Source organism: Nafulsella turpanensis ZLM-10, from assembly GCF_000346615.1.
Classification (GTDB): domain Bacteria; phylum Bacteroidota; class Bacteroidia; order Cytophagales; family Cyclobacteriaceae; genus Nafulsella; species Nafulsella turpanensis.
In genome coordinates this window covers 30073-55256 of record NZ_ANNU01000025.1, presented here as the reverse complement: position 1 = coordinate 55256, position 25184 = coordinate 30073, and the positions used below count along the sequence as shown (strand labels likewise).

The 25184-nt window shown below is 43.3% G+C and carries 22 protein-coding genes and 1 pseudogene; 9 read left to right on the top strand and 14 right to left on the bottom strand.

Translation table 11 applies throughout. The features are described 5' to 3' along the window. Positions 1–225: 225 nt before the first annotated feature. The 3 genes from F752_RS0111615 (at position 226) to F752_RS0111605 (ending at position 2355) form a co-directional block, all read left to right on the top strand. A complete protein-coding gene (locus tag F752_RS0111615; protein ID WP_017731916.1) occupies positions 226–1341 on the top strand; it encodes a DEAD/DEAH box helicase in 1116 nt (371 codons plus the stop codon). A gap of 239 nt (positions 1342–1580) precedes the next feature. Then, positions 1581–1967, top strand: coding sequence for a methionine-R-sulfoxide reductase (locus F752_RS0111610; protein ID WP_017731915.1), 387 nt, complete (start codon positions 1581–1583; stop codon positions 1965–1967). A 94-nt stretch (positions 1968–2061) separates the two neighbouring features. After that, positions 2062–2355, top strand: coding sequence for a peptide-methionine (R)-S-oxide reductase (locus F752_RS0111605; RefSeq protein ID WP_081604552.1), 294 nt, complete (start codon positions 2062–2064; stop codon positions 2353–2355). 119 nt (positions 2356–2474) lie between these two features. Here F752_RS0111605 and rpsU read toward each other — a convergent pair whose 3' ends face one another. From rpsU to F752_RS0111585, 3 genes are all read right to left on the bottom strand, one after another. Continuing rightward, the gene (gene rpsU, locus F752_RS0111600) at positions 2475–2669 is read right to left on the bottom strand and encodes a 30S ribosomal protein S21 (RefSeq protein ID WP_017731913.1); all 195 of its coding nucleotides are present in this window, start codon (positions 2667–2669) and stop codon (positions 2475–2477) included. A 180-nt stretch (positions 2670–2849) separates the two neighbouring features. Next, a complete protein-coding gene (locus F752_RS0111595; RefSeq protein ID WP_017731912.1) occupies positions 2850–3608 on the bottom strand; it encodes a hypothetical protein in 759 nt (252 codons plus the stop codon). 396 nt (positions 3609–4004) lie between these two features. Further along, a complete protein-coding gene (locus F752_RS0111585; protein ID WP_017731910.1) occupies positions 4005–6263 on the bottom strand; it encodes a helix-turn-helix domain-containing protein in 2259 nt (752 codons plus the stop codon). Between the two features lie 205 nt (positions 6264–6468). On the opposite strand from F752_RS0111585, the pseudogene F752_RS26825 reads away from it, so the two are divergent. Together F752_RS26825 and F752_RS23955 are read left to right on the top strand one after the other, a co-directional pair. After that, positions 6469–6666 (top strand): annotated as a pseudogene (locus tag F752_RS26825) (DUF1905 domain-containing protein); the annotation flags it as partial. A 3-nt stretch (positions 6667–6669) separates the two neighbouring features. Continuing rightward, positions 6670–6891 carry a YdeI/OmpD-associated family protein gene (locus F752_RS23955; RefSeq protein ID WP_236614005.1) on the top strand — a complete coding sequence of 74 codons (222 nt, stop codon included), beginning with the start codon at positions 6670–6672 and terminating at the stop codon, positions 6889–6891. A 172-nt stretch (positions 6892–7063) separates the two neighbouring features. On the opposite strand, the gene F752_RS0111575 is transcribed toward F752_RS23955, so the two are convergent. Continuing rightward, positions 7064–7927, bottom strand: coding sequence for a M57 family metalloprotease (locus F752_RS0111575; RefSeq protein WP_040664548.1), 864 nt, complete (start codon positions 7925–7927; stop codon positions 7064–7066). Positions 7928–8098: 171 nt separating this feature from the next. Between F752_RS0111575 and F752_RS0111570 the strand changes: the two genes are divergently transcribed. Beyond that, positions 8099–10939 carry a S8 family serine peptidase gene (locus tag F752_RS0111570; protein ID WP_081604551.1) on the top strand — a complete coding sequence of 947 codons (2841 nt, stop codon included), beginning with the start codon at positions 8099–8101 and terminating at the stop codon, positions 10937–10939. A 192-nt stretch (positions 10940–11131) separates the two neighbouring features. On the opposite strand, the gene F752_RS0111565 is transcribed toward F752_RS0111570, so the two are convergent. From F752_RS0111565 to F752_RS0111545, 4 genes are all read right to left on the bottom strand, one after another. Then, the gene (locus F752_RS0111565; RefSeq protein WP_017731906.1) at positions 11132–11329 is read right to left on the bottom strand and encodes a hypothetical protein; all 198 of its coding nucleotides are present in this window, start codon (positions 11327–11329) and stop codon (positions 11132–11134) included. A gap of 272 nt (positions 11330–11601) precedes the next feature. Continuing rightward, a complete protein-coding gene (locus F752_RS0111555) occupies positions 11602–12102 on the bottom strand; it encodes a DUF4126 family protein (protein WP_201766060.1) in 501 nt (166 codons plus the stop codon). Between the two features lie 152 nt (positions 12103–12254). Next, complete coding sequence (locus F752_RS0111550) at positions 12255–13898, bottom strand: ABC-F family ATP-binding cassette domain-containing protein (RefSeq protein WP_017731903.1); 1644 nt, start codon at positions 13896–13898, stop codon at positions 12255–12257. 76 nt (positions 13899–13974) lie between these two features. Beyond that, on the bottom strand, positions 13975–14157 hold the full coding sequence (locus F752_RS0111545; RefSeq protein ID WP_017731902.1) for a hypothetical protein: 183 nt from the start codon (positions 14155–14157) through the stop codon (positions 13975–13977). A gap of 180 nt (positions 14158–14337) precedes the next feature. Here F752_RS0111545 and F752_RS0111535 point away from each other — a divergent pair, with 180 nt between their 5' ends. Then, positions 14338–16374, top strand: coding sequence for a M3 family metallopeptidase (locus F752_RS0111535; protein ID WP_017731901.1), 2037 nt, complete (start codon positions 14338–14340; stop codon positions 16372–16374). Between the two features lie 55 nt (positions 16375–16429). Here F752_RS0111535 and F752_RS0111530 read toward each other — a convergent pair whose 3' ends face one another. From F752_RS0111530 to F752_RS0111515, 4 genes are all read right to left on the bottom strand, one after another. Then, on the bottom strand, positions 16430–16780 hold the full coding sequence (locus F752_RS0111530) for an ArsC family reductase (RefSeq protein ID WP_017731900.1): 351 nt from the start codon (positions 16778–16780) through the stop codon (positions 16430–16432). Between the two features lie 153 nt (positions 16781–16933). Continuing rightward, positions 16934–18475: a hypothetical protein gene (locus F752_RS0111525; protein WP_017731899.1), complete on the bottom strand. Its 1542-nt coding sequence runs from the start codon at positions 18473–18475 to the stop codon at positions 16934–16936. Between the two features lie 239 nt (positions 18476–18714). Then, the gene (locus F752_RS23950; protein WP_017731898.1) at positions 18715–19509 is read right to left on the bottom strand and encodes a cytochrome c oxidase assembly protein; all 795 of its coding nucleotides are present in this window, start codon (positions 19507–19509) and stop codon (positions 18715–18717) included. A gap of 21 nt (positions 19510–19530) precedes the next feature. After that, on the bottom strand, positions 19531–20004 hold the full coding sequence (locus tag F752_RS0111515; RefSeq protein WP_017731897.1) for a DUF2243 domain-containing protein: 474 nt from the start codon (positions 20002–20004) through the stop codon (positions 19531–19533). Positions 20005–20170: 166 nt separating this feature from the next. On the opposite strand from F752_RS0111515, the gene F752_RS0111510 reads away from it, so the two are divergent. Next, positions 20171–20854 carry a GIY-YIG nuclease family protein gene (locus F752_RS0111510; protein WP_017731896.1) on the top strand — a complete coding sequence of 228 codons (684 nt, stop codon included), beginning with the start codon at positions 20171–20173 and terminating at the stop codon, positions 20852–20854. Positions 20855–20950: 96 nt separating this feature from the next. Continuing rightward, positions 20951–21193 carry a hypothetical protein gene (locus F752_RS0111505; protein WP_017731895.1) on the top strand — a complete coding sequence of 81 codons (243 nt, stop codon included), beginning with the start codon at positions 20951–20953 and terminating at the stop codon, positions 21191–21193. 197 nt (positions 21194–21390) lie between these two features. Here the strand turns inward: F752_RS0111505 and F752_RS0111500 are convergent, their stop codons facing one another. Both F752_RS0111500 and gyrA read right to left on the bottom strand, forming a co-directional pair. Next, positions 21391–22545 (bottom strand): tetratricopeptide repeat protein, encoded by a 1155-nt coding sequence (locus F752_RS0111500; RefSeq protein ID WP_017731894.1) that lies wholly within the window; start codon positions 22543–22545, stop codon positions 21391–21393. A 33-nt stretch (positions 22546–22578) separates the two neighbouring features. Next, on the bottom strand, positions 22579–25125 hold the full coding sequence (gyrA, locus tag F752_RS0111495) for a DNA gyrase subunit A (protein WP_017731893.1): 2547 nt from the start codon (positions 25123–25125) through the stop codon (positions 22579–22581). Positions 25126–25184 lie beyond the last annotated feature (59 nt).

The window sequence follows — 25184 nt, the reverse complement described above, 5'->3', positions numbered from 1 at the left end:
ATCCAACGGTAAGGACATAAAGTTCTTTTCAGAAGGGTTCTTCAAATCCTTCTGACTTTACTGCTAAGGAGTTTGCTTCTCCTCTTTTTTTCTTCTTTCATAATTTTCTTTCCCAATGGAAGGAAAGGAAAAGTTCGATCTTCCTTCTCCCTGGTGCCATTATTACCTTAAAGTGCATATCCTTATTTCATGTATCTTTGCAGTTAAATTAAAACCTACTCAATTTTGGCAACATTCTCAGAACTTGGCATTGCAGATACTTTTATAAAAGCACTGAAGGAAAACAATATTTTTAGCCCCACAGAAATCCAGGTACAGGCTATTCCCTTTTTACTTGAAAACGGAACCGACCTTATTGCTCAGGCACAAACAGGCACAGGAAAAACAGCGGCCTTTGGCCTTCCGCTTCTGCAAAAGGTAGACCCTGATATTCCGCAGGTGCAGGCATTAATTTTAACACCCACCCGTGAGCTGGGGCAGCAAATTGCCAAACAGCTGTTTCGGTTTACCAAGTTTGGTCCTAAAATATTTACAGAGGCCGTGTATGGGGGAGCACCTATAGAAAACCAGGTAAGAGCTCTTGCGCGGCCTACTCATATTGTCGTAGCCACTCCGGGCCGGCTTCTGGACCTTCTGGAGCGCAAAGCAATTGACCTGAAACAGGTTAAAACAGTTGTGCTGGATGAGGCAGATGAAATGCTAAGCATGGGATTTAAAAAGGAGCTGGATCAAATTCTGGAAAGAACCGCAGGTCAAAGGTACACCTGGTTATTTTCGGCCACCATGCCACCGGAAATCAGGAACATTATCAATAATTATATGTCGCGCGATGCCTACCGGATTCAGTTAAGCAAAAACCAGGTAGTCAACCAGAATATTGAACATTTTTATGTACTGAGTGAGGAAAAGGATAAAACGGAAGCTTTACTGGGCTTTCTAAAAAAGCAGGAAGAAGAAAGAGGGGTTATTTTTTGTAAAACAAAGGCTGCCGCTCAAACCCTGGCCAAACAACTGCTAGCAAAGAATATCCCAGCCGGGGCCATTCAGGGAGATCTGTTGCAGAAGGAGCGGGACAAAGTAATGCGGGCTTTTAAAAATCATACCATAAGAATATTGGTAGCTACCGATTTGGCAGCCCGGGGAATTGATATTGCGAACCTCTCCTTTGTGGTGCATTACCAGCTTCCGGAACAGATAGACTATTACACCCATCGAAGCGGCCGAACCGCCAGGGCAGGGCGTAAAGGAACTTCATTGAGCATAATAAATCCGAAGGAGCTAAAAAACCTTCAGAACATTGAAAAAAGCCTTGGAATAAAGATAAAGGAGACACATATGTAACTTTGGTAACACTGGTATATGAAGCAATTTAGGTAACAATTGCAACACAAGTAACACCATGTTTCTTTTTTAACTCTTTATCAAATGAGGTGCTTCCGCTTAGCTGTCTTAATTTTTCTTTTAACAGTAATGGCCATTACCTCATCAAAAGATTATTTAGTGAGTGGACAAAGCTGCCGGAATTAAACTTCCCGCAGCTTTGTTGATATATAAAGTTTAACCACCAACTTTTTTTTACGATGGAAGAAAAGCAAATCAACTATAATCCTTTAAGCCAGGAAGAAGAAAGAGTTATTGTTTATAAGGGAACCGAAATGCCCTTTAGCGGGAAGTATAATAACCATAAAGCAGAAGGGCTGTATACCTGCAAAAGATGTAATGCACCTCTCTACCGGTCAGCCGACAAATTTAATTCTCATTGTGGCTGGCCCAGCTTTGATGATGAAATAGAAGGGGCTGTGGAAAGAGTGCCGGATGCAGATGGCCGCAGAACAGAAATTGTATGTGCCACCTGCAAAGGACACTTAGGACATGTTTTCGAGGGGGAATATCTTACTGAAAAGAATGTCAGACATTGTGTTAACTCCGTGTCACTAAACTTTGTGCCCCTCGGGGAGGAGAAGTAATCCAACGGAGCAAATGAGCCTGAAGGATGCTCCTCCGGAATGCAACGGCTGCAGTTGAGGTTAATTATTATCTACTGTTCTGCTCCTTTAAAAAATGGAAAACACGAATTTACTCAACGGCTTTTATTGCTGCTCTTCCTGTAAGCTGCCATTATTTGAGAGAAACAAAAAGTTTGATTCCCGTACCGGGTTCCCCAGCTTTTGGGATTCTTATGAAAAAAGTGTGGAGAAGAAACTACTTCAAACGTATGGTAGGGAAAGAATCCAACTCCTTTGCAAAACGTGTGGCCTTCATTTAGGCCATTTGTTTCCGAACAAAAATACGCCTAGCGGAAAACGTTATTGCATCAACAAAGCTTCAATTGAATTAATGAAAGAGAAAGAATAGGAGAGGCATTGGGAAAAAGGCAGGAAAATTTTACTTCACGCCTTTTATCATGATCATTTTAAAATTTAAACCGGACAGTTTAAGGCATAAAAAAACCCGCTAATGCGGGTTTAATATTTTTACTGCTGCTCTTCGCTCTGCATCTTCTGGCGATAGGCGGCTTTAATTCTTTCTGTCCGGCGGGTAACGGAAGGCTTTTCGAAATAAGTACGGGCACGTACTTCAGAAAGGGTGCCGGTTTGCTGGTATTTCTTTTTGTAGCGCTTGAGTGCGCGGTCGATTGACTCGTTTTCTTTTACTTTTATGATAATCATATTCCTAAGGTTTCGATTCAGGTTTGTCTTTCAGGAATGCAAATTTACTCATTTAATCCTTAAGACCAACAATTCTATGTTTTTAATAACGAAAAACCTCCTCAAAAGTTCATTAACTCCTGTGGTCTAAGCTTTTATAAAATGGAAGAGGCTACATTCTTCCAAAGGAAGGCTTCCATTTTACCCCCTGCTAAAATTCCCATTGCCCTTTATTTCATTCTCCTCTTCATCAGTATTATCATTATCGTCTTCCTCTAAAAGCTGGTGAATAAGGGGTAAATGTGCTTCTTCATAAATCCATTCTCCTCTGGATAAAAATTTCTGGACCTCCATCATTTCCTCATACTTTGGCACATGCACATGCCGAGGAATACGATAAAGGCGCTCATCATTTTTTTCGAAAGGAGTGTTAACCTTTGAGTTAAACAAAAAAGGAAGCAGGGTTTTTGAGCAACTGATAGCAATTCGATCAATTTGGAAATTATCAAAATAGGACTGCAGGCGTTCGTTAATATTTTCAAAGAACTCCACTGTTCCGGCTAATCTTACTCTTGAACCCGCGCGGGATTTCCCTTTTGTTTTCAGGTGTTTGATTTGGCTTTTTCCCTGCTTCTTTCGCACCATATATGCCCGAAAAACCTTATGATCCAGGTTCTTTTTTCCTTCAAAAAAGCCCATTGCACAATGGCCGGATTGGATCAGGAGCATGATATACTTTGCGTCAGGCTTTACCTCCATTTCTCCGCCTCCTATTTCTATAGAATGGGAAGAGAGGGTAAGCGGCAAACGAAAAACCGGCCCTTCTTCCTGCGCACCAGCGGCTGTGGCCGATTGGAGCAGCAAGCGATGCTTCTCGAAATCATAAACATATGGCAGACCATCCTCTTTTATCTTCCTGACAACCTGAATAGCCAGATCCTGTGGTACAAAGCGGTTCATGAAATGTTAATTAAAAATACAAGGACTCGAATATCCATACGGGAAAGTAGCAGACGAAAGTATATTTACCTGAATAAGAAATAATGCACATTGTTTGTTTTTCCAGAGCCCTTCCTTGCCTTTACGGATTCTCCTATCATTTCATTATGAAGAATAATGGAGGTGAAGCTGAACTTTTTTACCACCATTTTCCTTTCCTAGACGGTGACAAGGGGTTATCCGGTTTCTTTCAGAGAAGCCGATGTTGCAGCTAAAGAAAGGAGGTACAATGTCTAGTCCCATGAATTATTTTTCAAACCAACATACTGAAGGTGTACAATTGTAATCTTTAGGGTTTGAAAATCATAGGATTTAATACCGGCAGGGCGAACTGCCGGTATTTCCTTTTTATAGCCTTTATAATCCTTTTTCGCTTTCTGTTAAACCTTTCGCCAGGTGATTCTGCACCGCCTTAATATCACCATAACTAAATTCCTCTCCGAGCATGGCTTTAATTTCGGAGGTCGAAGTTTCTGCCGGAGCTTTTTCCAGTACCTGTATAATCGCCTCTAATTTTTCTTCCGACACCAATTCTTCCACCTTAATTTCTCCCGATGAAACAAAGCCCGCCAAATGCCCTTCTATAGTCCCGGGAACCAGACCTCTTTCAGAAGCAATTTCTTCCACTGTTTTCCCTTCCTTGAAAAGCTGCAAAGAAAGGCGCTGACTTTCGCCTTTTACTGGTTTTTGCTTTTTATTCAGTTTGGTTTGTTCTTCCTTTACTTGTTCTGATACCTCTTTTTGCTTTTCGAGTATTTGGTGTAACAAATGCTCAGCTCCGGTTCCTTTCTGCAGACCATCCGTAATTTGAAGGATTAGATCTAATTGTCTCTTTTTCTTTTTAAGGAGAGAGGTTAAGGCAATAAGCTCTTTACGATACTTTTTTCCTTTCCCTCCCTGTTTTTTAAGGTCTTCTAAATGAGATGCTAAAGGTTCTTCCAAATCTTTAAGAACAGACGCTTTAAAGTAAGCAACAGCAGCTGCTACTCTTTCTTGTAGCTTGCTGTATGAATCCTGGCGCGCCAGCGGAAGCATTTTTTCGAGTTGAAGGTGAAACTTCTCTGCTGTTTTTTTCTGTTCTAAAGCCCTGCTTTGGAGATGTCCGAATAATGCCCGGGCGGCTTCCTTGAGAGGAATTTTCCGATCTTCCAGGCTTTCCTTCAAATCCCCTATATGCTGGCTGATTTTCCCCCAGTTAAAGGCGTTAAGCAGTAAATGATGAACATACTGCTGCCTTCCTTCCTCGAGCTGTTGCAGGAGTTCCTCCTTTTCCAGTTCTGATTTTGTGAAGCTAAGCGCATGCTCATCTGTCTGGATGGCATTAGGCTGGATGGGAGAGGATAACACCAGACCTTCCAGAGAAGTAAGGCGACTTAGCGCCACATACACCTGCCCCGGAGCAAAAGATTCGCTTGCATCGATGACAGCTCTTTCAAAAGTGAGCCCCTGGCTTTTATGAATGGTAATGGCCCAGGCAAGACGGATAGGAAACTGGCTGAAGGTTCCTTTTACTTCTTCTTCAAGCTGTTCCGTTTCCTTATTAAATTTGTATCGCACATTTTGCCAGCTTTCCTCCTCCACGATCAGTTCTTCTTCCTCCTCTGGAAACTTCACCCGTATTTCTCCTTCTTCAATGCTGCTAATGATGCCAATTTTTCCATTATAGTACCGCCGAGGAGTTCCTTTATCATTTTTTATAAAAAGAATCTGAGCGCCTTCCTTTAGTTGCAGCTTCTCCTCGGCGGGCAGCGCATTTTCGCTGAATTCTCCTTCTGTTTTGGCATTAAAGGTGTATAACTTCCCAGGGAGTTGCTGCAGGGCCTCCTGGTTTATCTTGTCTGCCCGTGAATTATGGGTAGTAAGGGTAATAAAACCTCTTTTCTGTTCCCCTTTAAAGTCGGGCCTGTAAAAGCTTTGGAGCAGCCGAATATCTTCAGATTGTACCTTATTGTGGCGAAGCCGGTTAAGTAAACCGATAAAAGAATCATCGCTTTGGCGGTACACCTTTTTGAGTGTCAGCAGGAGGGGAGGCGCTTCCTGTAAAACTTTGGCATGGTGAAAAAAGGGACTGGAATAATATTTAGCCAGAAGCCTCCATTCCTGCTCATGAACGACCGGGGGTAACTGAAATAAATCACCAATAAAAAGCAGTTGAAGGCCTCCAAAGGGTTGGTAAGGTTGCCGACGAACATGCCTTAAAACGGTATCAATGGCGTCCAGAAGATCCGCCCGAACCATAGACACCTCGTCGATCACTAAGAGTTCCAGCTCCTGAAGAAGGGTTCTTTTTGCGCTGCTTAACTTCAGGCGTTTCAGCAGGTGCTGCCGGTCTATAAAATTTCCTTCTGAAAGAGCATCCGCAGCTTGTTGTTCTGGCAAAAAAGAGCCAAATGGAAACTGAAAAAGGGAATGGATAGTAACTCCCCCTGCATTTATGGCCGCAACACCGGTAGGAGCGACAATTGCCATTTTTTTGGGGCTGTGCTCCTTGATATATTTCAGGAAGGTAGTTTTTCCCGTGCCGGCTTTGCCTGTAAGGAATATGTTCCGGTTTGTTTGATTGATAAACTGAGCGGCCAGTTTAAAATATTCATTCTCTTCTTCCGGCTGTTGCATACTTTAAATTGCCAAGTTCTAAAATAGTTTGCCTCCACCAATATCTGCAATTATCCTTTAACAATAAAATAGCCGCCTTCGGGGGAATCTTTTCCCACTACGCTCTGGCACCCCTTTTAAATTTTACACTCTTTAAATATATCCCTCAATGATAAAGTTTAAAGCACTCATTGGGTAATTCGGCAGCAAAGGGGAGAAGTCCGGCTGGACCTACTTTTCTTTACCTGCAGAGGCCGACACTCAGTTAAACCCCTCTACCAGGCAGGCTTTTCGTGTAAAAGGCTTTCTGGATGGTTTTTCTATCCGGGCTGTGGCACTTATTCCAATGGGAGGAGGTGATTTTATTCTGCCGCTTAATCCGAATCTCCGGAAGGGTACCGGCAAAAAGAAAGGAGACTGGCTGGAGGTGAAGTTGGCTTTAAATAAAGAGGAAAAGCCTCTTCTCGAGGAGTTGATAATTTGCTTACAGGATGAACCTGCTGCTTTAAATTTCTTTAATATCTTATCGGATGGGAATCAGCGTTATTTTTCGAACTGGATAGAATCCGCTAAGAAAGAAAGTACCCGAACCCGGCGGTTATCTCAAGCCGTTAACGCTCTGGCTTTAGGATTTGGTTTCCTGAAATGAACCGAATGAATAAAGATAAAATCCTTCGCTGAGTTTACATGCCCGTCTTTTTCCTCAAAGCTTCGGGCTTTTAGGTTCCTTTTTCTTAAAAGAAAGAAGCACTCTTTCCTTTATATCTGACAAAAAAAGGCCGGGAAAATACTTCCCCGGCCTTTTCTGAAAATAATAATTTTTAGTAGAGATACTCTAAAGCTCTGATGTCATAAGAGCCAAACTCACCATCTTCGCTTGAGCTGAAGCAGGCAAGCATGATGGAGCTCATATCTGCACCTGTTGGAGTTCCCGGAACGTGAACGGCCCCAACATCACTTGCTCCTTCATTGCCTCCTGATCCGCAGGAAATTGAGCGATCGAAGTAGTCAGTGTGGCGGAACCCAATTGCGTGACCCATTTCGTGAGCCATTACGTGTTCTGTTACATTTACACCGTAATTGCTGGTACCTGCCTGAATCTGGATGTACTTGTAAGGATCGCCTCCGCTGGGGAAACCGGCAGAACCACCACCGGCACCATCTACTTTATAAACAACCATGTCGTAAGGACCATAGTTTGTTCCGAAAGTAAGGGTGAAGTTCAGCCCGATATTGAGTCGGTTGTAATTATCCACAGCGTACTGTAAAGCGGTTCTCATGGTGGAGTTGAGCGCCTGGCTTCCGCCGGTATAACCAATAACGTTGATGGTACGAGGCGCACTTACCAGGTTGTAAGTTCTGTACTGCTCACCATTAGGGCCTACATGCTTCATTTTACTCTTCAGCATGTTCTCCAGGTTTTCCGGAGTAATGATAATGTCACCTTCCAGCAGGTAGTTTCTGCCTTCGTAGGCAGGGTCAAGGAGTTGATCATCCTGAGAAAGCGTAATGTCACTTACATCAAACCCAAGCTCCTTGAACTGGGCTTTGGTTTCCTCAGAAATACCACTTTCATTTTCAGGAACCGGCTGCAGACTTTCATCTTCCGTACAGGCGGTGGTAAAAAATAACGAAAAAATGATGGCCGAAGCCACAGGCTTCAGGAGTTTAAAATTGTTGATCATAATAAAATTGGTTAAAGTTGGTAATACCCAAAAGTAAAAAATAATTATCAAGATCAAAAGAATTTAATACATGCAAACGAATTTTATTCAAAATTATTGTATTGCATGCTAATTAAAACATTAAAGCTTATATTGCCCAATACCAACTAAACCAAACGTGCTGGCAGAGCCATGAGGAGATTTTTGACTACACTTACCTATTGTTTATTTTTATTTATTACACACGTTCAGGCGCAGGTAAAGGAACCGGGACAGAGGTGGAATCAAATAATTGAAGCTCCATTTTATTCAGAAAATCTAAAAATATTAAGTCAGGAAGGTACCGGCTTTTACTTAATAAAAGGAAAGAAAAATAGCCTTACGCTCCCCTCAGAAATGATGGTTATGCGGGAAGTAGGAGGCGGTTATTTTATCGTGCAGGTAAAGGTAGCATCCTTGGCACAGCTTTCGAGCCAGGTAGAAAAAGCCTGGCAGGTAAATGATAAATGGAAACTCTCCCCAAACATTTTTAGCGAAGCCCCTGCAGAAGAGCAGGTATACTCCATAAAAAGTATGAACCCCTCCCGTACCTTATCTCAATTAGCGGGAGTACCAACGCTAGAGCTCATCCAACAAAAGGGAGAGCTAATCCGCCTGCGCTGTACTAAGGAAGTACTTCTCAAGGAGGTAATCAGCCTGCCGGAAGTAATTTTTGCCGGAAAGGAAGATCTTGTTCCCCAAACCGAAAGCAGGGTATACGACCTTAACTTAAACCCAAATACCATTAATAGAATTCACCATGAGTTTCCGGAATTAAATGGAAAGGGAATGACCTTATCGCTCCAGGAACCTCTCTTCGACAGGGAAGATATGGATTTGAAGGGCCGGCATGTTCCTTCTCATTTACAGGCCTCCTATACTGATCCACATGCTACCGAAATGGCGACCATCGCAGCCGGCGCAGGTAATTCTTATATTACAGGAAGGGGTGTCGCCTGGGCCGCAAAAATAACTTCTTCCGACTATGCCGATGTTCTTCCTGATTTGGACAATGATTACAGAACACTGGATGCATGGGTGCAAAACCATTCCTACGGAACTACCATTGAAAACTTTTACGGCACGCTGGCAGAGGCTTTTGACAGGAGCGCCCACCATAACCCAGCCCTTCTCCATATTATTTCCGCAGGAAATGAAGGACTAGCAGCAGGCAGCGGTATTTATGAAGGAATAAAAGGTTTTGCCAATCTTACCGGTAACTATAAGATGGCCAAAAATATTTTAACCATTGGCTCTGTAGATACGGTTGGCAGGCCAGTATATTTTTCCTCTGCCGGACCAGCTTATGATGGACGCGTAAAACCAGAATTAAGTGCCTACAGCACAGCAGGTTCTTCTAATGCTACCGCTTTGGTTTCGGGCCTTGCCATTCTTCTCCAGCAGGCTTTTAAAGAGCAGGAGGGGAGCTTACCAGCTTCTGCCCTCCTGAAGGCTCTCCTCATCAACAGTGCCGAAGATGCAGGCCCAGAAGGCCTGGATTTTTTTACAGGCTATGGCAATGTTAACGGCTACAGGGCTCTTCAAAATTTAAAAAACAGACGCTATTTTTCAGGAAGAATACAACAAAGCGAATACCTGGAAATTCCCATCGCTGTCCCGGCTAATGTGCAAAATTTAAAAATTACCCTTGTCTGGAATGATCCTGCCGCTATGCCTAATTCAGCAACTGCCCTGGTGAACGATCTGGACATGAAACTACTCTATGAGCAGTCAGAATCCTGGCTCCCCTGGGTGCTGGATCCCTCACCGGATAGTGAAAGGCTGCAGCAGCAGGCAAGGCGGGGAGAAGACCACATTAACAACATAGAGCAGATAACAGTAGAGGAACCAGCAGCAGGAACTTACTCAATTTCCCTGCGTGGTTTTCATATACCGAATGGCCCGCAGGAATTTTTTGTAGCCTATCAATGGGAAGAGCTTAAGCAGTTTGAGTGGACCTTCCCGACCGGAAGCGACAATATGCCGTATAACGGAGAAACAACTGGCTATTTCCGCTGGGAAAGCACCATGGAAGAAGAGTTCGGCCGGCTGGAATGGAGTTCAGACGGAGGGAAAAACTGGGAAGTGCTGGAGGAAGCTGTTTCCTTAGATAAAGGGGTCTACCGCTGGGAAGCGCCCTCACTTAACAGCACTGCCCGCGCCCGCATGCATATTGGAAGTGAGGTATATCCTACAGATTTATTTACGTTGTCTACACCGGTACAGACTGGTATTGGTTTTAACTGCGGCGATTCTATTCTGGTCCACTGGAACAAAAAAGAAAACGTACAGGAGTACGAAATATTTGTGATGGGAGAGGAAAGAATGGTGTCCCTTGGACGGACTACGGACACCTTATTTGTCCTCGAAAAAAATGGATTACCTTCAACCCATCTTTCGGTACAGCCAATAATGGAAGGGGGAGCAAAAGCCATAAGGAGCCTTGCCTTTGATTATCAGCTTCAGGATAATCGCTGCTATCTTGTTTCTTTTTATTCGGAATATGCCACAGAGAAAGGTATATTCCTTTACTTAGGTCTGGGGACGACTTACCAGGTAAAAAGCATTCTTTTTGAAAGGCAAAAGGAAGGGGAGTGGGTGGAAATTCATCATAATGAACAGCCCTTGTCTTCTCAAATCAGGCTTCTGGACGAGAAGCCAAATCAAGGTCACAATGTTTACAGAGCCACTGTTAGCCTAACCAACGGAGCGGAAATTGTTACCCTGGCCGAACATAATTATTACCTCACAGAAATACCTTTCCTGGTTTTTCCAAATCCAATCACCACTTCAGAAGAACTGAAGATATTCACCAAATCTTTTCAAAAGCCAGTTTCATTTAAATTATATAACAAAACGGCACAGCTGGTAGTGGAAGAGGAAATTGACTCAGAGCGCAATTTTATATCCATGCAGGGGATGCAAAAAGGTTTTTATTTTTATACCCTTACTTCCGGAGACCAATATTACCGGGGGAAACTTTTGGTAAAATAAGATGGATATTTAAAGAGAAAACCTTTACAAAAAGGGATTCCCTGATATGAAGTTCAAGGGGTTCCTTTGCCCGAAAGTGGCATATAAGAGGAAGTAAGGAAGCTTCTTTCTCTTGAAAACAGCACGAGAAACGAGTTTTATTATGAAAGAGGCTTCCTGAACAGAGTGAAACAGGCTTTGAGCCAGAATGATTTATTTGCCAATTACCTTCCCGTTTTTTACTTCTCCAATATATTTTACTTCATGCGAATGTTCATAGTTCCGCATGGTCAACTGGATCTGCTCAAAAGAATCCCTCCTTATTTTAGTTCCTTTTAAGGAGCCGGGAGAGGAGACTTCAATATAATAACCACTTTTTAATTTAACTTCTTTTACTGCAGGTCTTGCCATTTTTCTTGTAGATTACAGGGATGGTAATAAAAAACCTTCCCGGATAGGAAAGCTGCTCTGACTCTCAGAACAGAGAAAGAAAAAAGATCCTTCCTTTCTTCCTTCTTCTATAAAGAAACGAAAAAAAAGCAAGAAAAATTGCAACAATCCTGCAAATACTTTAATGGTCCAAAATTTTCAACAGGAAAAGGAGAGAAGCTTTCTGATAAATAGAAAATTAAATCCTGATTATTAAAGCTTTAACTCTTTTCCTAACTAATAACCAGTCTCCGCTACTTTTTCATGACCGATACTCCACTACTGACAGCGATAAGGTCTTCTATGGCACCCATAACAGGATCTTTTATAAAAGGTACTTTATCAAGGTACTGCCGCAAATAAAAGGTGGCATAAGTGGAAGCCAGGGCGGAGGCTCCACCTACAAAAATGCCTTTTAGTAAACTTTGTCTGTGCGATCTGTAAATGACCGCTCCAACGAGGGCGCCGGATGCCAGTCTGGCAAGTGCCTGTGAAGTCTTAATCCTGTTAGGAGTCCCGGGCATTTTATCACCGGCAAGTTCAGCCGCATTGAGCAGCTTTGTTAAAGCTGAAGTTACAGGAGACTGGATAAAGCTAAGTTTGGAGCGGGAGAGGGCTTTGTTCTTATGGCGGCTCAGGTAATGGCTTGCAACGGAAGGAGCCACACTGGCCCGCATGCCTGCCACCACACCCAAACCGGCTGCCTGCTTAAACGCATTCTCTTTTTTTCTTGTTTTACTTTTTATTTTCATCATGCTAAGTTTTTCTAACTAACTCCAGCTAATCCAGATGGTTTAAAGCAAAATTATTTTTATCCCCTCTGGGAGAAAAAAGAAGGAATAAAAGAAAAGAAGCAGGCCTCCAACAGAACCTGCTTCTTTCTTATTTTTTAATTTTAGGACCAGTTTTATTTCACTACTTTCCGCTCAATTTCCTTCAGGTTTTCCATCTTTTTATTTCGCAGGAAACCGTTTATGTCTTCAAAATGCTCCCTGACCCGCTGGTTCCCGAACTCAAAAACCTTTGTGGCCAGGCCATCAAGGAAATCCCGGTCGTGGGAAACCAAAATTAAAGTGCCATCGAAACTCTTCAAAGCATCCTTGAGAATGTCTTTGGTTTTGATATCGAGGTGGTTGGTGGGTTCATCCAGAATCAACAGGTTAACAGGTTCCAGTAGTAGTTTTATCATGGCGAGCCTTGTCTTTTCCCCGCCTGAAAGTACTTTCACCTTCTTATCACCTGCTTCCCCTCCAAACATAAAAGCCCCCAGCAGGTCTTTAATTTTGGTTCTGATTTCACCCACGGCAATCTGGTCAATGGTTTGAAAAACAGTTAAATCTTCATCTAGCAAAGAGGCCTGGTTCTGGGCAAAGTAGCCAATCATGCTATTGTGGCCCAGCTGCAGTTTTCCCTCAAAATCTATTTCGCCCATTATGGCTTTTACTAGGGTGGACTTTCCTTCGCCATTACGCCCTACAAAGGCTATCTTTTGCCCTCGTTCAATGGTAAGTGAGGCATCTTTAAAAACCGTATGGTTACCGTACTTTTTACCCAGCCCTTCCGCAATTACAGGATAATTGCCTGAACGGGGAGCCGGCGGAAACTTCAGGTTCAGGTGAGAGGTATCTACTTCATCTACCTCCAGAATATCCATCTTCTCGAGCATTTTTACCCTTGACTGCACCTGTAGGGTTTTAGAATAAGTTCCTTTAAACCGCTCAATAAAGGTGGTAATCTCGGCAATCTGTTTCTGCTGCTCGTCATAAGCTTTTTGCTGCTGCTCCCGCCTTTCCTTTCGTAGCTGAAGGTACTGGGTGTATGGGACTTTATAGTCGTAAATCCGACCCATAGTAACCTCTATGGTTCGGTTGGTTACATTGTCGACAAAAGCTTTATCGTGCGATATCAGGATAACTGCTTTGGCATTATTAACGAGGAACTCTTCCAGCCACTGAATAGATTCAATATCCATATGGTTGGTAGGTTCGTCGAGCAGAATAAGGTCGGGCTTTTGCAGAAGAATTTTAGCCAGCTCAATACGCATGCGCCACCCCCCGCTAAATTCTTTTGTAGAACGGGTAAAATCGCTCCTGAGGAAGCCTAATCCAAGTAGTGTTTTTTCAATCTCCGCATCGAAATTTACCTCCTCAATGGAATAATATTTTTCACTTAGTTCCGATACCTGTTCGATAATTTTGCTGTATTCCTCCGACTCATAATCGGTACGGGTTTCAAGGGCAAGGTTGAGCTCCGCCATCTGTGCCTTCATGGCCAGGATTTTTGAAAATGCTTTGGAAGCTTCCTCAAACACCGTACACTTATCTTCTGTAAGGAGGTGCTGCGGAAGGTAAGCCACTACCGCTTCCTTTGGTGCCGAAACTTTCCCCCGTGTAGGAGCCTGCTGACCTGCAATAATCTTCAGGAGAGTGGATTTACCCGCCCCATTTTTACCCATTAAGGCAATACGGTCGGTTTCATTTATATTGAAAGAAACATTACTAAAAAGCGCCGAGCCGCTAAACTCCACGCTTACATCATCAACTGAAATCATATAATTAATTTGTCTGCAAAGAAAGGATTAGATAGGGAACAGGCAATTTTTCTGTTCACGGGACAGAAGGATTGCATTATTTTTTTGATTCTTCCACCAGGCTATACAGAACCGGGCTGAAAAAGGACAGGTTTTCCAGGAAGCAGGCCATGCTTCCAAAGCGCTTCAAATCTATTTCCGGGTGCTCTGCCATTTCCTTTAGAAGGTAGTCCAGCGCATCGCGGAATTGTTCGTTAAATTCTTCTTTACTTAATTCCATTTAATTGTCTTGGTCATGCAAGGTATTAACCAAAAAGAAGAATAGAAAATTCAGAAAACGGAATGCCTGTTTTCTTTCCATTTTCATAATCAATTCACTGCTTAATTGGTTAGGTAAACACTACAGTATCCAATAAATTTGAAATTACAGGAATATTAAAGATTAGCTATTTTTTACCATATGAAAAACCCACTCTTACAAACCTTCGATACCCCTTTTGGAACTCCTCCTTTTTCAGAAATAAAAAACGAGCACTTTTTACCTGCCTTTGAACAGGCTATCCAATCAGCAAAGGAAGAAGTAGAGAAAATAAAATCAAATTCTGAGCAACCTGATTTCAGCAATACTGTAGAAGCCCTGGAGAGGAGTGGCGAAACCCTGGGCCGCATTTCTTCTATATTCTTCAACCTCAATTCTGCCGAAACAAATGACGAAATTCAGAAAATAGCCCGGGAAGTATCTCCTTTGCTATCTGATTATTCGAACGACATTATGCTGGATGAAGTGCTCTTCAGCCGGATTCATGAAGTTTATGAATCAGCCGACCGAAAAGGTCTTTCGCCGGAAGAAAAAACTCTATTAGAGAAGACGTATAAAAGTTTTGTCCGAAACGGAGCTCATTTAGCTGAAGAGAAAAAACAGCGCCTGCGCGAAATCGACAAGGAGTTATCACAACTCTCCCTCGAATTTGGGGAGCATGTACTGAAGGAAACCAATAGTTTTACCCTAGAAATTTCGGAGGAGAAAGATTTAGCAGGTCTTCCTGACCATGTGGTAGAGGCCGCCGCTGGGACGGCCAAAGAAAAGGGAAAGGAGGGAAGCTGGGTGTTTACACTCCACTTCCCCAGCTATATCCCTTTTATGACCTATGCCGATAATCGTGAACTGCGCGAAAAGATGTTCCGGGCATACGGCTCCAAAGCTTTTAAAGGCGATGAGAATGATAACCAGGAGGTAATTTTAAAAAAAGTACGACTTCGGCAGGAAAGGGCTACTCTTTTAGGCTATTCTTCTCATGCTGATTTTGTGCTGGAGGAACGAATGGCAGAATCTCCCGCTAAAGTAAATGAATTCCTCGAAAACCTCCTTCATTATGCCAAACCCGTGGCAGAAAAGGAACTGGATGAACTTAGAGCCTTTGCACAGTCCATTGGAGGACCTGAGCAATTGCAGCGCTGGGATATCAGTTATTATGCTGAAAAGCTGAAGAAAGAAAAATTTGCTGTTGATGATGAGATGCTAAAGCCATACTTCCGGCTGGAAAATGTAGTAGGAGGTGTTTTTCAGGTAGCGAAAAGGCTTTATGGCCTTGAATTCAAGGAGCTGGCAAACGTTCCGGTTTATCATCCGGATGTAAAGGCATATGAAGTACTGGACGAACAGCAGCAGCACCTGGCCGTTTTTTATGCTGATTTCTTTCCGCGCCCGGGCAAGCGAAACGGTGCCTGGATGACTTCTTTCCGTGGTCAGAAAAAAGTAAATGGAATGGATATACGGCCCCAGGTTTCAATTGTCTGTAACTTTACGAAGCCCACCCAAACCAAGCCCTCTTTGCTTACCTTTAATGAGGTAACCACCCTCTTTCATGAGTTTGGGCATGCCCTCCATGGAATGCTGGCAGATGGTAATTTTGAAAGCCTTTCAGGAACCAGTGTTTACTGGGACTTTGTAGAACTCCCTTCGCAGGTACTGGAAAACTGGGTTTATGAAAAAGAAAGCCTCGACCTGTTTGCCCGCCATTACGAAACGGGCGAAAGCATTCCGGAAGAACTGATTAGGAAGATAAAAGAAAGCGCCAACTTTATGGAAGCCTACCAGACGGTGAGGCAAATTGGGCTGGCAAAGTTAGATATGGGCTGGCACGTACCTGAAGCGACTAAGGTAAATGATGTTGGTGCTTACGAGCAGGAACTGCAAAAAGAAACGGATCTTTTACCTCCGGTAGAAGGAACTAATACCAGCTGTTCATTCTCCCATATCTTCCAGGGAGGCTATGCTTCTGGCTATTACAGCTATAAATGGGCGGAAGTGCTGGACGCCGATGCATTTGAATTCTTCCAGGAGAAAGGAATCTTCAATAAAGATACTGCTGATTTGTTTAAAAAGCATGTGCTAAGCGCTGGGGGCAGCGAGCACCCGATGGAACTTTACAAACGCTTCAGGGGAAAAGAGCCTTCACCAAAAGCCTTGTTAAAAAGAACAGGAATGTTGAAATAAATAAAGAAGGAGGTAGGCTTACCTCCTTCTTTCATTTTCCTCCAGTTGGGTAGCTTTATTTCTGCAGCTTGTCGGCATATTCTGCCTCGTTAAAACCAACAGCCACAATCTTGCCATCCTGCTCTATAATAGGTCTTTTAATCATGCTGGTGTTAGACAGCAGTGCTTCTATGGCAGTATTCTGGTCCTTAATCTGTTCTTTTTGGACTTCATCCAGCTTTCTCCAGGTCATCCCTTTCCGGTTGATTAGCGCTTCCCATCCCAGCTGCCGACTCCATTCTTGCAGTCTACTGGCGGTGATGGATTGCTTCTTATAATCATGGAATTCGAACTCGAGGTTATGCTCGTTCAGCCAGGTGATGGCTTTTTTTACTGTCCCACAATTTTTGATTCCGTATACAATCATCAGTTTCTTATTCAGGATTGTTGAAAAAAGAGTTTAAGGACGCAAAAATAAATAAAAATTGAGGAGGGGGAAAATCCTTTACGCCTCTCTCCAAAATCCAGCTCTCAAGACTGGAAGTTTTATGGACTTGCCTAAGCTTTAAAAATGGAAAGCCTACTTTAGCTCAAGTTTACCATAGGTAGTTTCAAAACGGCCAAAGCTTTTATAACTGGAAAGCCTGAACTGGTACAGCTTATCTTTAATTTTAGGGAAATGATACATATCTAGCACCAGTCCTTTTGGTGCCCCGCTAAGGAGAAACTTTTCCACCTTTCCATCAGCACTTACTTCCACTCCAACGGCTACTGCTTTTTTAGTTTTCTTTAGCTTTTTTACTTTTCGCCGGGCAGGAGGTGAAGCCAGGTTTCGAAAGTCATCATTGTAGACCAGCAAAAGGCCAGAACTATTGGCAAAGGCTTTATGGGAGCTATGAAGGTCTGTGCCGGGTAGCTTGTGGTGTTTGTTTATAACTCTTTCCCATGCCTCTTCTCCACTTTTTTCCAATCCAAGTAAAATAATGGCACCTGAATTAGAAAAATAACGTGTTCGGCTGGAGGTAACAAAATTCGTTTCGAGCGACGCAACATATTCTCCGCCGAGCAATTGCGTAAAGCTTACCACCTTGAGAAATTTTCTTTTACTTTTTCCCTTTTTGGCTGCAGAGACAGCCGCCGGGGACAAAACATCCTTTAACTGCCAATCTACAGTAGTGGTTTTATCGTCAATGTGTGAAACAGTATAAGCTGTTTTCCTTCCTGCTTTGTATACTGAAAGGGCCGCGGGTTCATTCGTTTCTGTTAAAAAGAACTTATAACTATAGTATTTCTTTACTTCTGGTTCGGCAATACTTATTTCTTTTACTGTTTTACTTTCGGGCTGGTAAGCCAAAAGGAAGGGTACAGATTTATCCTTGGCACCAGTAAAAACGAATAAATTGTCCGCTCTTGGATCTATACCACCATAAAGGTAAAGGCGGCCATTATTGCTAATAGCAACATCTTTTAAAACAAACAAATCCTGAATACTGCTTACATCAATACTCTCTTTATACAACTCCTGGAAATTTTGGTTAAAGGCTTTAATTAAGACATTTTCTGTTACGTTTCTTCGCTGATATTCCCGAACTACAGCAAAGGACTTTTTATCTGGAGAGCTGGTAAAGTAAAGAGGAGCCGAGGAATCTCTTTTCTCCTCAAAAGTCATGAGCAGAATAGGGCTTCCTAAAATCACCATTTCCTTACTCATCTGGTTTATATATACCCTCTCCTCGTTATTTCTTTTATCATTAATAGAGTAGAGGATAAAAAAATCATTGCTGAAGTTGAGAAAACCATGGATAAATATCTTCTGGTCCTCACTTAGCTCCACTTCGGAGCTTAAAAGCTGGGTTCTGTGCAGGTTTATATAATTGTCAAACTCTCCAGCTTCAAACCGTCTTCCGGAGCTGTAGCCAAATCCCTGGTAAGCAATTTCTTTCTCCGTATCAAAGAAGGTGTGAAGCCCCATACTAGAGCCATGGCGAAGCTTGAGCCGTGCAGGCTGCTCCTGAAATAACTCTCTTAATTTGCTGCCGTCCAGGCTTCTGCCTAAATCCGTTTTAAATGACTGCCCAAATACTGAAATGGGAAAGAGGAGGAAGAGTAAAATTTTTTTCATAGAAACTTAATTGAGGCCAGGATTGGATATGACTTCCCAGGCTTTGTAGAAGAGGGTAAAATAAATCGGCAGCTAAGTTGGAAATTTAATTGGACACAGGGAATTTAAAATAGCCTGTTTTATTACAGCACAATGTATTACATATTAATAGTATTACATATTAATAACGGTAACTTAAATAACCTAATGTTACGGATGTTATTGTTAATCTGAGTGGGAGGTATGTATAGCTAAATACTTTATCTTACAAATGGGGCCAGTTTGTTTGGGTTTATTTTACGGCGGAACCAGACAGTAAAAAAAGCGATGGCCAGTAATACCTCTGCCAAATCTCCGCCATAGTACATCAGGAGAGCTGCTTCCTGAATGGCATCCGGATGAAAAGTGGTATGCCGGGGCAATAGGTGCACATACATTAGCTTACTTAGATAAGCATGGCTGGCCATACTGATGAATAAAACCAGCAAGCGAAGGCGGAGCGAAGGCCTTCCTGGTGCAGGATCCGGACCTGCAATAGACCAGGTAAAAAGATAACCAGCGGCCAGAAAATGGAAATGGACCAGATAGTGAAGCCACATGTGATGCTTCATCAAAGCAAAAAGCGGAGTCAGGTATAATAAAAACATTCCCCCAATGTTCAGCATAAGTGCTGTTACAGGGTGGCCCAGAAAATGTATTAGAGAACTGGAGAAGAACGCACTAATTCGGCGGCCTGTTTGGGCCGGTAATATTCGTAACGTTAAAGTAAGGGGAGCACCTAAAACCAAACCTAATGGAGCAAGCATCCCTATCAGTAGATGCTGTACCATATGCCCCCGGATATCATGGTGGGCATAAGAGGTGAGAGCAGGTGAAAAGGCGTACAGAAGCATACAAATACCCATTCCGAAAAAAGTGGCTCTGTACCAACCCCAGCTTTTCCCTTTCCGGCGGAGAAGATACATCCCGTAAAAGTAAAAACTTAAAATCAGCAACAGTAAAAAAGCAGGAAGTAAGGTGGCAGGGAGGGAGGGTGCATTATGAGGTATTTCCATACTTATCTTTCCGTTTTCTCCCTAAAGTGTGTGAGTTCTATCTGTTCGTTTGGCTTTCAATCTGAGGCTCCAGCCAAGCAGTAGCAGCAACACTCCAAATGCATTCCATCCTATATCGTACCAGAGAAGATTCTCTACACCATATCTGACCTGGTGGAGCTTTAGCAGCTTATGATCCACAATACCATCGAAGAGCTGAAAAGCTCCCATACCCATAAAAAAGCCAGCCCATGCCCAGTACTTTAGTAACTGGTTTTGCCTTCTGATATCCGATAGAAGGAAAAAACCGGAGACTAAGGCAAGCAGCTCTGCGGCATGCAAAAGCCCATCGCTGAACAGCGCCCATTCTGGTGTAGCTCTATCGTAAAAATGATGCCACGCCAGTAGCTGGTGAAATACAATTTCATCTATGGCAGCCATTATACCCACACCAATAAGAAAAGCTACACGAAAAGAACGGGAGGCAGCCTGGGCAGAAGGTGGTTGCTGATTCATTTTTCCGGTTTTACATTCAACGCACGCCTTTTTAAACCCAGGCTGCTATTCGTTTGTTTGAATTTCCGTCAGCAGGCAGCCTCTGGTTCTTCAAAGAAAACCTTCTACAGCCTCAAAAGGAACTTAATAGCGGTAAACATGATTTATATTTAATAAAACTTAAAGTTTGATTCTGAAAGATTTACAGCAGGATATGGAAAAAATCCTGACAGGGAAGTGTGTGTATATTCTCAAGACAGGAAAGAACCTTTACAAGATTGGTAAAACGCAGCACCTCCAGCGCCGATTAAGTGGCTACCGTACGCATTTACCAGTTGAATTCCGGGTTGTCAGGCAGTATATGGCCGCTAATATGGATGAGTTGGAGCAAAGTCTGCATGTAGTGTTCCAGCATAAGCATGTTAAGGGAGAATGGTTTGAACTGGCTACGGAGGACCTTCAGATTTGCGATAATATTGCCAGAAGCCATGCTATGGTGAAACTTCAAAAGCAAACAAAGAAGTACAGGGAAATCCAGTACAGCGATAATCCTTTGTTGCAGGTGATGGAGGCTAATGAAAAGTACCTGACAAATTATTCAAAAATTGTTGAGGACATTAAACTGGGACTGACGACCAATGAAATTATGGACCTCAACGAAGGGGCCGTTAGCAAAACTGCCATAGAAACGGTGCGTAAGCTTCTAAAATCTCATACACCCAATTCCCAGTTTATCAGCCAGTCACTGCATGTTGTCAGCGATCTGGAGGCCGGGATGACAGAAAAGAAAATCGTGGAGAAGTATAGAGGAAGCGTGAGCAGAGCCACCATACAGACGGTGAAGAGGATTTTGCATAACCAATTGTATTGAACGGCCCTAAAGCTGAACTACTAAAAGGTGATGATTGGTTTGCTCTGCCAGGTTGCCTAAATTGCTATCATTTCGAATAAACTCTAAATCTTTCTTATGTTTGATGGTGCTGGCTTCCCAAAGCCACTTGATGAGGAGCTCTTTGATACCTGGCTGGAAAATGGCCGGCAGAGTAAACTGAACAGCAGTTATCTGCTGATTATTTGGAACGAACTTGATGCAGAGTATCAACCTGTTTATGTAGAGAATCGAACTGAGTTGGATGACTTTCCCATATCAAGCGGGCGGGAATCTCTTGTGGCAGCATATGATTTATATTCAGAATCCAGGATTATCTGAATTTAGCTTTATACTGGGTTAAGGAGCCATCCGGCTTATTCATTCTTCTGATCTATTTGTTATATAATTTATATTATGTTAAATATGTGGTATTACCCTTCAGCTTCCTAAACTGCTCCTCATCTCTTCACTCCTGCAATAAAAAACCCGGTTCCATTGCTGGCCCGGGTTTTTTAGTCTTCTTAGTTGTGAGCAACTTACTCTACAGGCATGCTGTCGACTTTCTTTTGCAGCGCATTGGCTTTGTCTGTCATCCCGGCTCTGTCATAAGCAACCATGGTAATTTCCATGATGGTACGGTTGTCCGGGTGTAACGCCAGCGCTTGCTCAAGAAAAGGCAGTGCTTCGGTAAATAAAGTTTTAGCTTTCGCTTCCAGCTCTTTTGTTTTTTTGCGGTCTGCGGCACTAATCCCCAGGCTATTGGCTTCTTTAATCAAATCAGCGGCCCTGTTATAATGAATTACCGCCAGGTTAAAGGCGGAGTTGGCATGCTTTGGGTCTACCTCCAGCGCCTTTTTATAGGCTGCGATAGCTGCTTCAGCATCTCCCAGTTCTTCATTTAAATAACCAAGGTTAAAGTACAGATCCGGATTATTAGGCTCTGCGGCAATTGCCTGTTCTAATTCCGTTTTAGCTTCGGCAGTTTTGTCCTGCTTCAGTAATAAGCTTACTTCCTGCTTTTTGAATTGTACATCATCAGGATATTTTGCCTGGGCCTGGTCAATCAGTGCCTGTGCTTTTTCGAAGTTCTCCTTCTGGTCACGCTCGTAGGCAATCAGGGTATTGAAAATATCCTTGTCAGCATTTCCGGTTTCAACCAGCTTATAGAAGTAAGTGGATGCCAGATCCTGGTTCCCCATTTGCTGAGCGGCCACTCCTGCATAAAGTGCAGCAGTGGTATCTGTAGGCTTCACTAAAAGTGCGCGGTCAAAAAACTTAACTGCTTCTTCATAATTGGCTGCCTCATATGAGGTTGCTCCCTGGTTAATCATTTGCCCCCAAAGATTTTCTAATTCCTGCTGAGCAAAAACATACATTGGAGCACTTTCTTTCCCCTCAAGCTCCATGGCTTTCCGAAAAGCGGTTGCTGCTTCTTTCAGGGCTTCAGGTGCAAGGTTTTTAACGGACTCATCTTCCGAAGTAGCAATGGCACTATATACCTGTCCTTTGGTGAACCAAGTCTTAGCCTCATCCAGGGTTTTTTCATGTACAACAGCCTGGTCAATCTGTGCTTTAGCTTCCGCCAGTTCTCCTTTTTCAAGGTGACTGGAGGCTTTTCTGACGGCTTTATTCTGGGCATAACCAGCAACAAAACCAAAGCACATCAGTAAAATAATGAGTGGTTTCTTCATAAGAATATAAAAATTTAGTTGTTAAAGGTTCTTTTACTTAGCATCCATATCCGGATCGGGATCATCGACATTATCGAGCTTCTCCACATCTTTTATCTCCTCTTCCACGATATTGTTTTCGATTTCTTCCTCTTCTATTGCTTCAATTTTTTCAACGGAAGAAATTTTATCATTTTCGCCAAGCCTAATCAGCTTCACTCCCTGAGTGGCACGGCCCATCACCCGCAGATCATCCACCTTTAAACGGATGGTAATCCCGGAGCGGTTAATAATCATCAGCTCATCGCTATCGATTACTTCTTTGATAGCTACCAGGTTACCAGTCTTTTCCGTAATTTTCATCGCCTTCACTCCCTTACCACCTCTTTTGGTAATACGATACTCCTCGGTTGATGAACGCTTGCCATAGCCCCTCTCACTCACTACCAACAGGCTGGCATCTTCTCTACTAACACATACCATGCCAATTACCTTATCTTCCTCATTCTCACGGCTTATACCTCTTACACCGGCAGCGGTACGGCCCATGGAACGAACATCTGCTTCATGAAAGTGAATAGCGCGTCCAGATTCAAGTGCCATCACAATATGGTTGTTGCCATTGGTAATTCGCACATCTAGCAGACGATCGCCGTCATTGATGGTAATGGCGTTTACGCCATTCTGGCGTGGGCGTGAGTAAGCTTCCAGCGGGGTCTTTTTAATGGTACCATTGATGGTACACATTACCAGGTAGTTATTATTGAGGTAGTCCTCGTCCTTGAGGTTTTCAACATTAATAACAGCCCGAACATTATCGTCCGGCTCAATATTAATCAGGTTCTGTATTGCCCGACCTTTGGAGTTTTTACTTCCCTCCGGAATTTCATACACCTTCATCCAGAAAACTTTACCCTTCTCGGTGAAGATTAACAGATAGTTGTGGGTGTGGGCAATGAAAAGGTGCTCGGTAAAATCATCTTCTTTTGTAGACACTCCTCTGGAGCCCACTCCTCCCCGGCCCTGCGTTCGGTATTCGGCCAGCTGGGTTCTCTTCACATATCCCTGATGCGAAATGGTCAGTACTACCGCTTCATTCGGGATCATGTCCTCGATCGTAATGTCTTCTGCACTATGCACGATATCAGTACGGCGGTCATCACCATAACGCTCCTGTAACTGCAGTAGCTCGTCTTTGATAATCTCCATCCGGCGCTCCACCCTTGCCAGGATGTCGCGCAGATCTTCTATCTGTGCCATTACCTCATTGTACTCATTCTGGATCTTTTCACGTTCCATGCCCGTGAGGCGCTGCAAACGCATATCTAAAATAGCACGAGCCTGTATCTCACTGAGACTAAAGCGTTCAATCAGTCCATTACGGGCAATTTCAGGGTCGCGGGAACCACGAATTAATTCAATAATTTCATCCAGATTATCCAGTGCTATGAGATAACCTTCCAGAATATGCGCTCTTTTCTGTGCCTCATCCAGTTCATACTCCGTTCTGCGGACAACCACCTCGTGGCGGTGGTCCACATAATGATGGATCATGTCCTTGAGGTTCAGCGTTTCGGGTCGGCCTTTTACAAGGGCCACATTGTTAACCCCAAAAGAAGACTGGAGCTGCGTATATTTATAAAGGTTATTGAGGACTACATTGGGAATGGCATCTCTCTTCAGGTCGTAAACAATCCGCAAACCGTTTCTGTCGGATTCATCGCGGATATCGGAAATACCTTCAATTTTCTTTTCGTTAACTAAGGCCGCTGTTTTTTCAATCATGCTGGCCTTATTCACCTGGTAAGGAATTTCAGAGACGATAATCTGCTCCTTCCCAGTTTTTGTAGTATCGAAATGCGCTTTGGCGCGCATAACAATACGCCCGCGACCTGTTTCAAAGGCCGCCTTTACTCCCTGATAGCCATAGATGGTAGCTCCTGTAGGGAAATCAGGTGCGGTAATGTGCTGCATTAATTCAGCAATTTCTATATCGTTATTATCGATATAGGCAACAATACCATTTACAACCTCAGTAAGGTTATGAGGAGGCATATTGGTGGCCATCCCTACCGCAATACCTGAAGCTCCGTTAAGCAGGAGGTTAGGTAGTTTTCCTGGTAAAACGGAAGGCTCCTGAAGGGAATCGTCGAAGTTTGGCTGAAAATCAACCGTATTTTTATTGATATCCGCCAGTAGTTCTTCTGCAATACGGCGGAGGCGGGCTTCGGTATAACGCATGGCCGCGGGTGAGTCGCCGTCAATGGAGCCGAAGTTACCCTGGCCGTCCACCAGCGGGTAACGGAGCGACCATGGCTGGGCCATCCGGACCATGGTATCATATACAGAAGAGTCGCCATGTGGGTGGTACTTACCCAACACCTCTCCTACAATACGGGCCGATTTTTTGTATGCTTTATTATAGGTGACTCCCAGCTCCAACATTCCGTATAACACCCGGCGATGCACGGGCTTAAGGCCATCGCGCACATCGGGCAGGGCACGGGAAATAATAACCGACATGGAGTAGTCGATATAGGCTCCCCGCATTTCATCCTCAATATTGATAGGGATGATGTTTTCGTTTAATCCTTCTGCCATAAATGAGTTGATTGTCTAATACAGCCTGCAATTTAATCAAAAAAATCCAACCTGCCTAC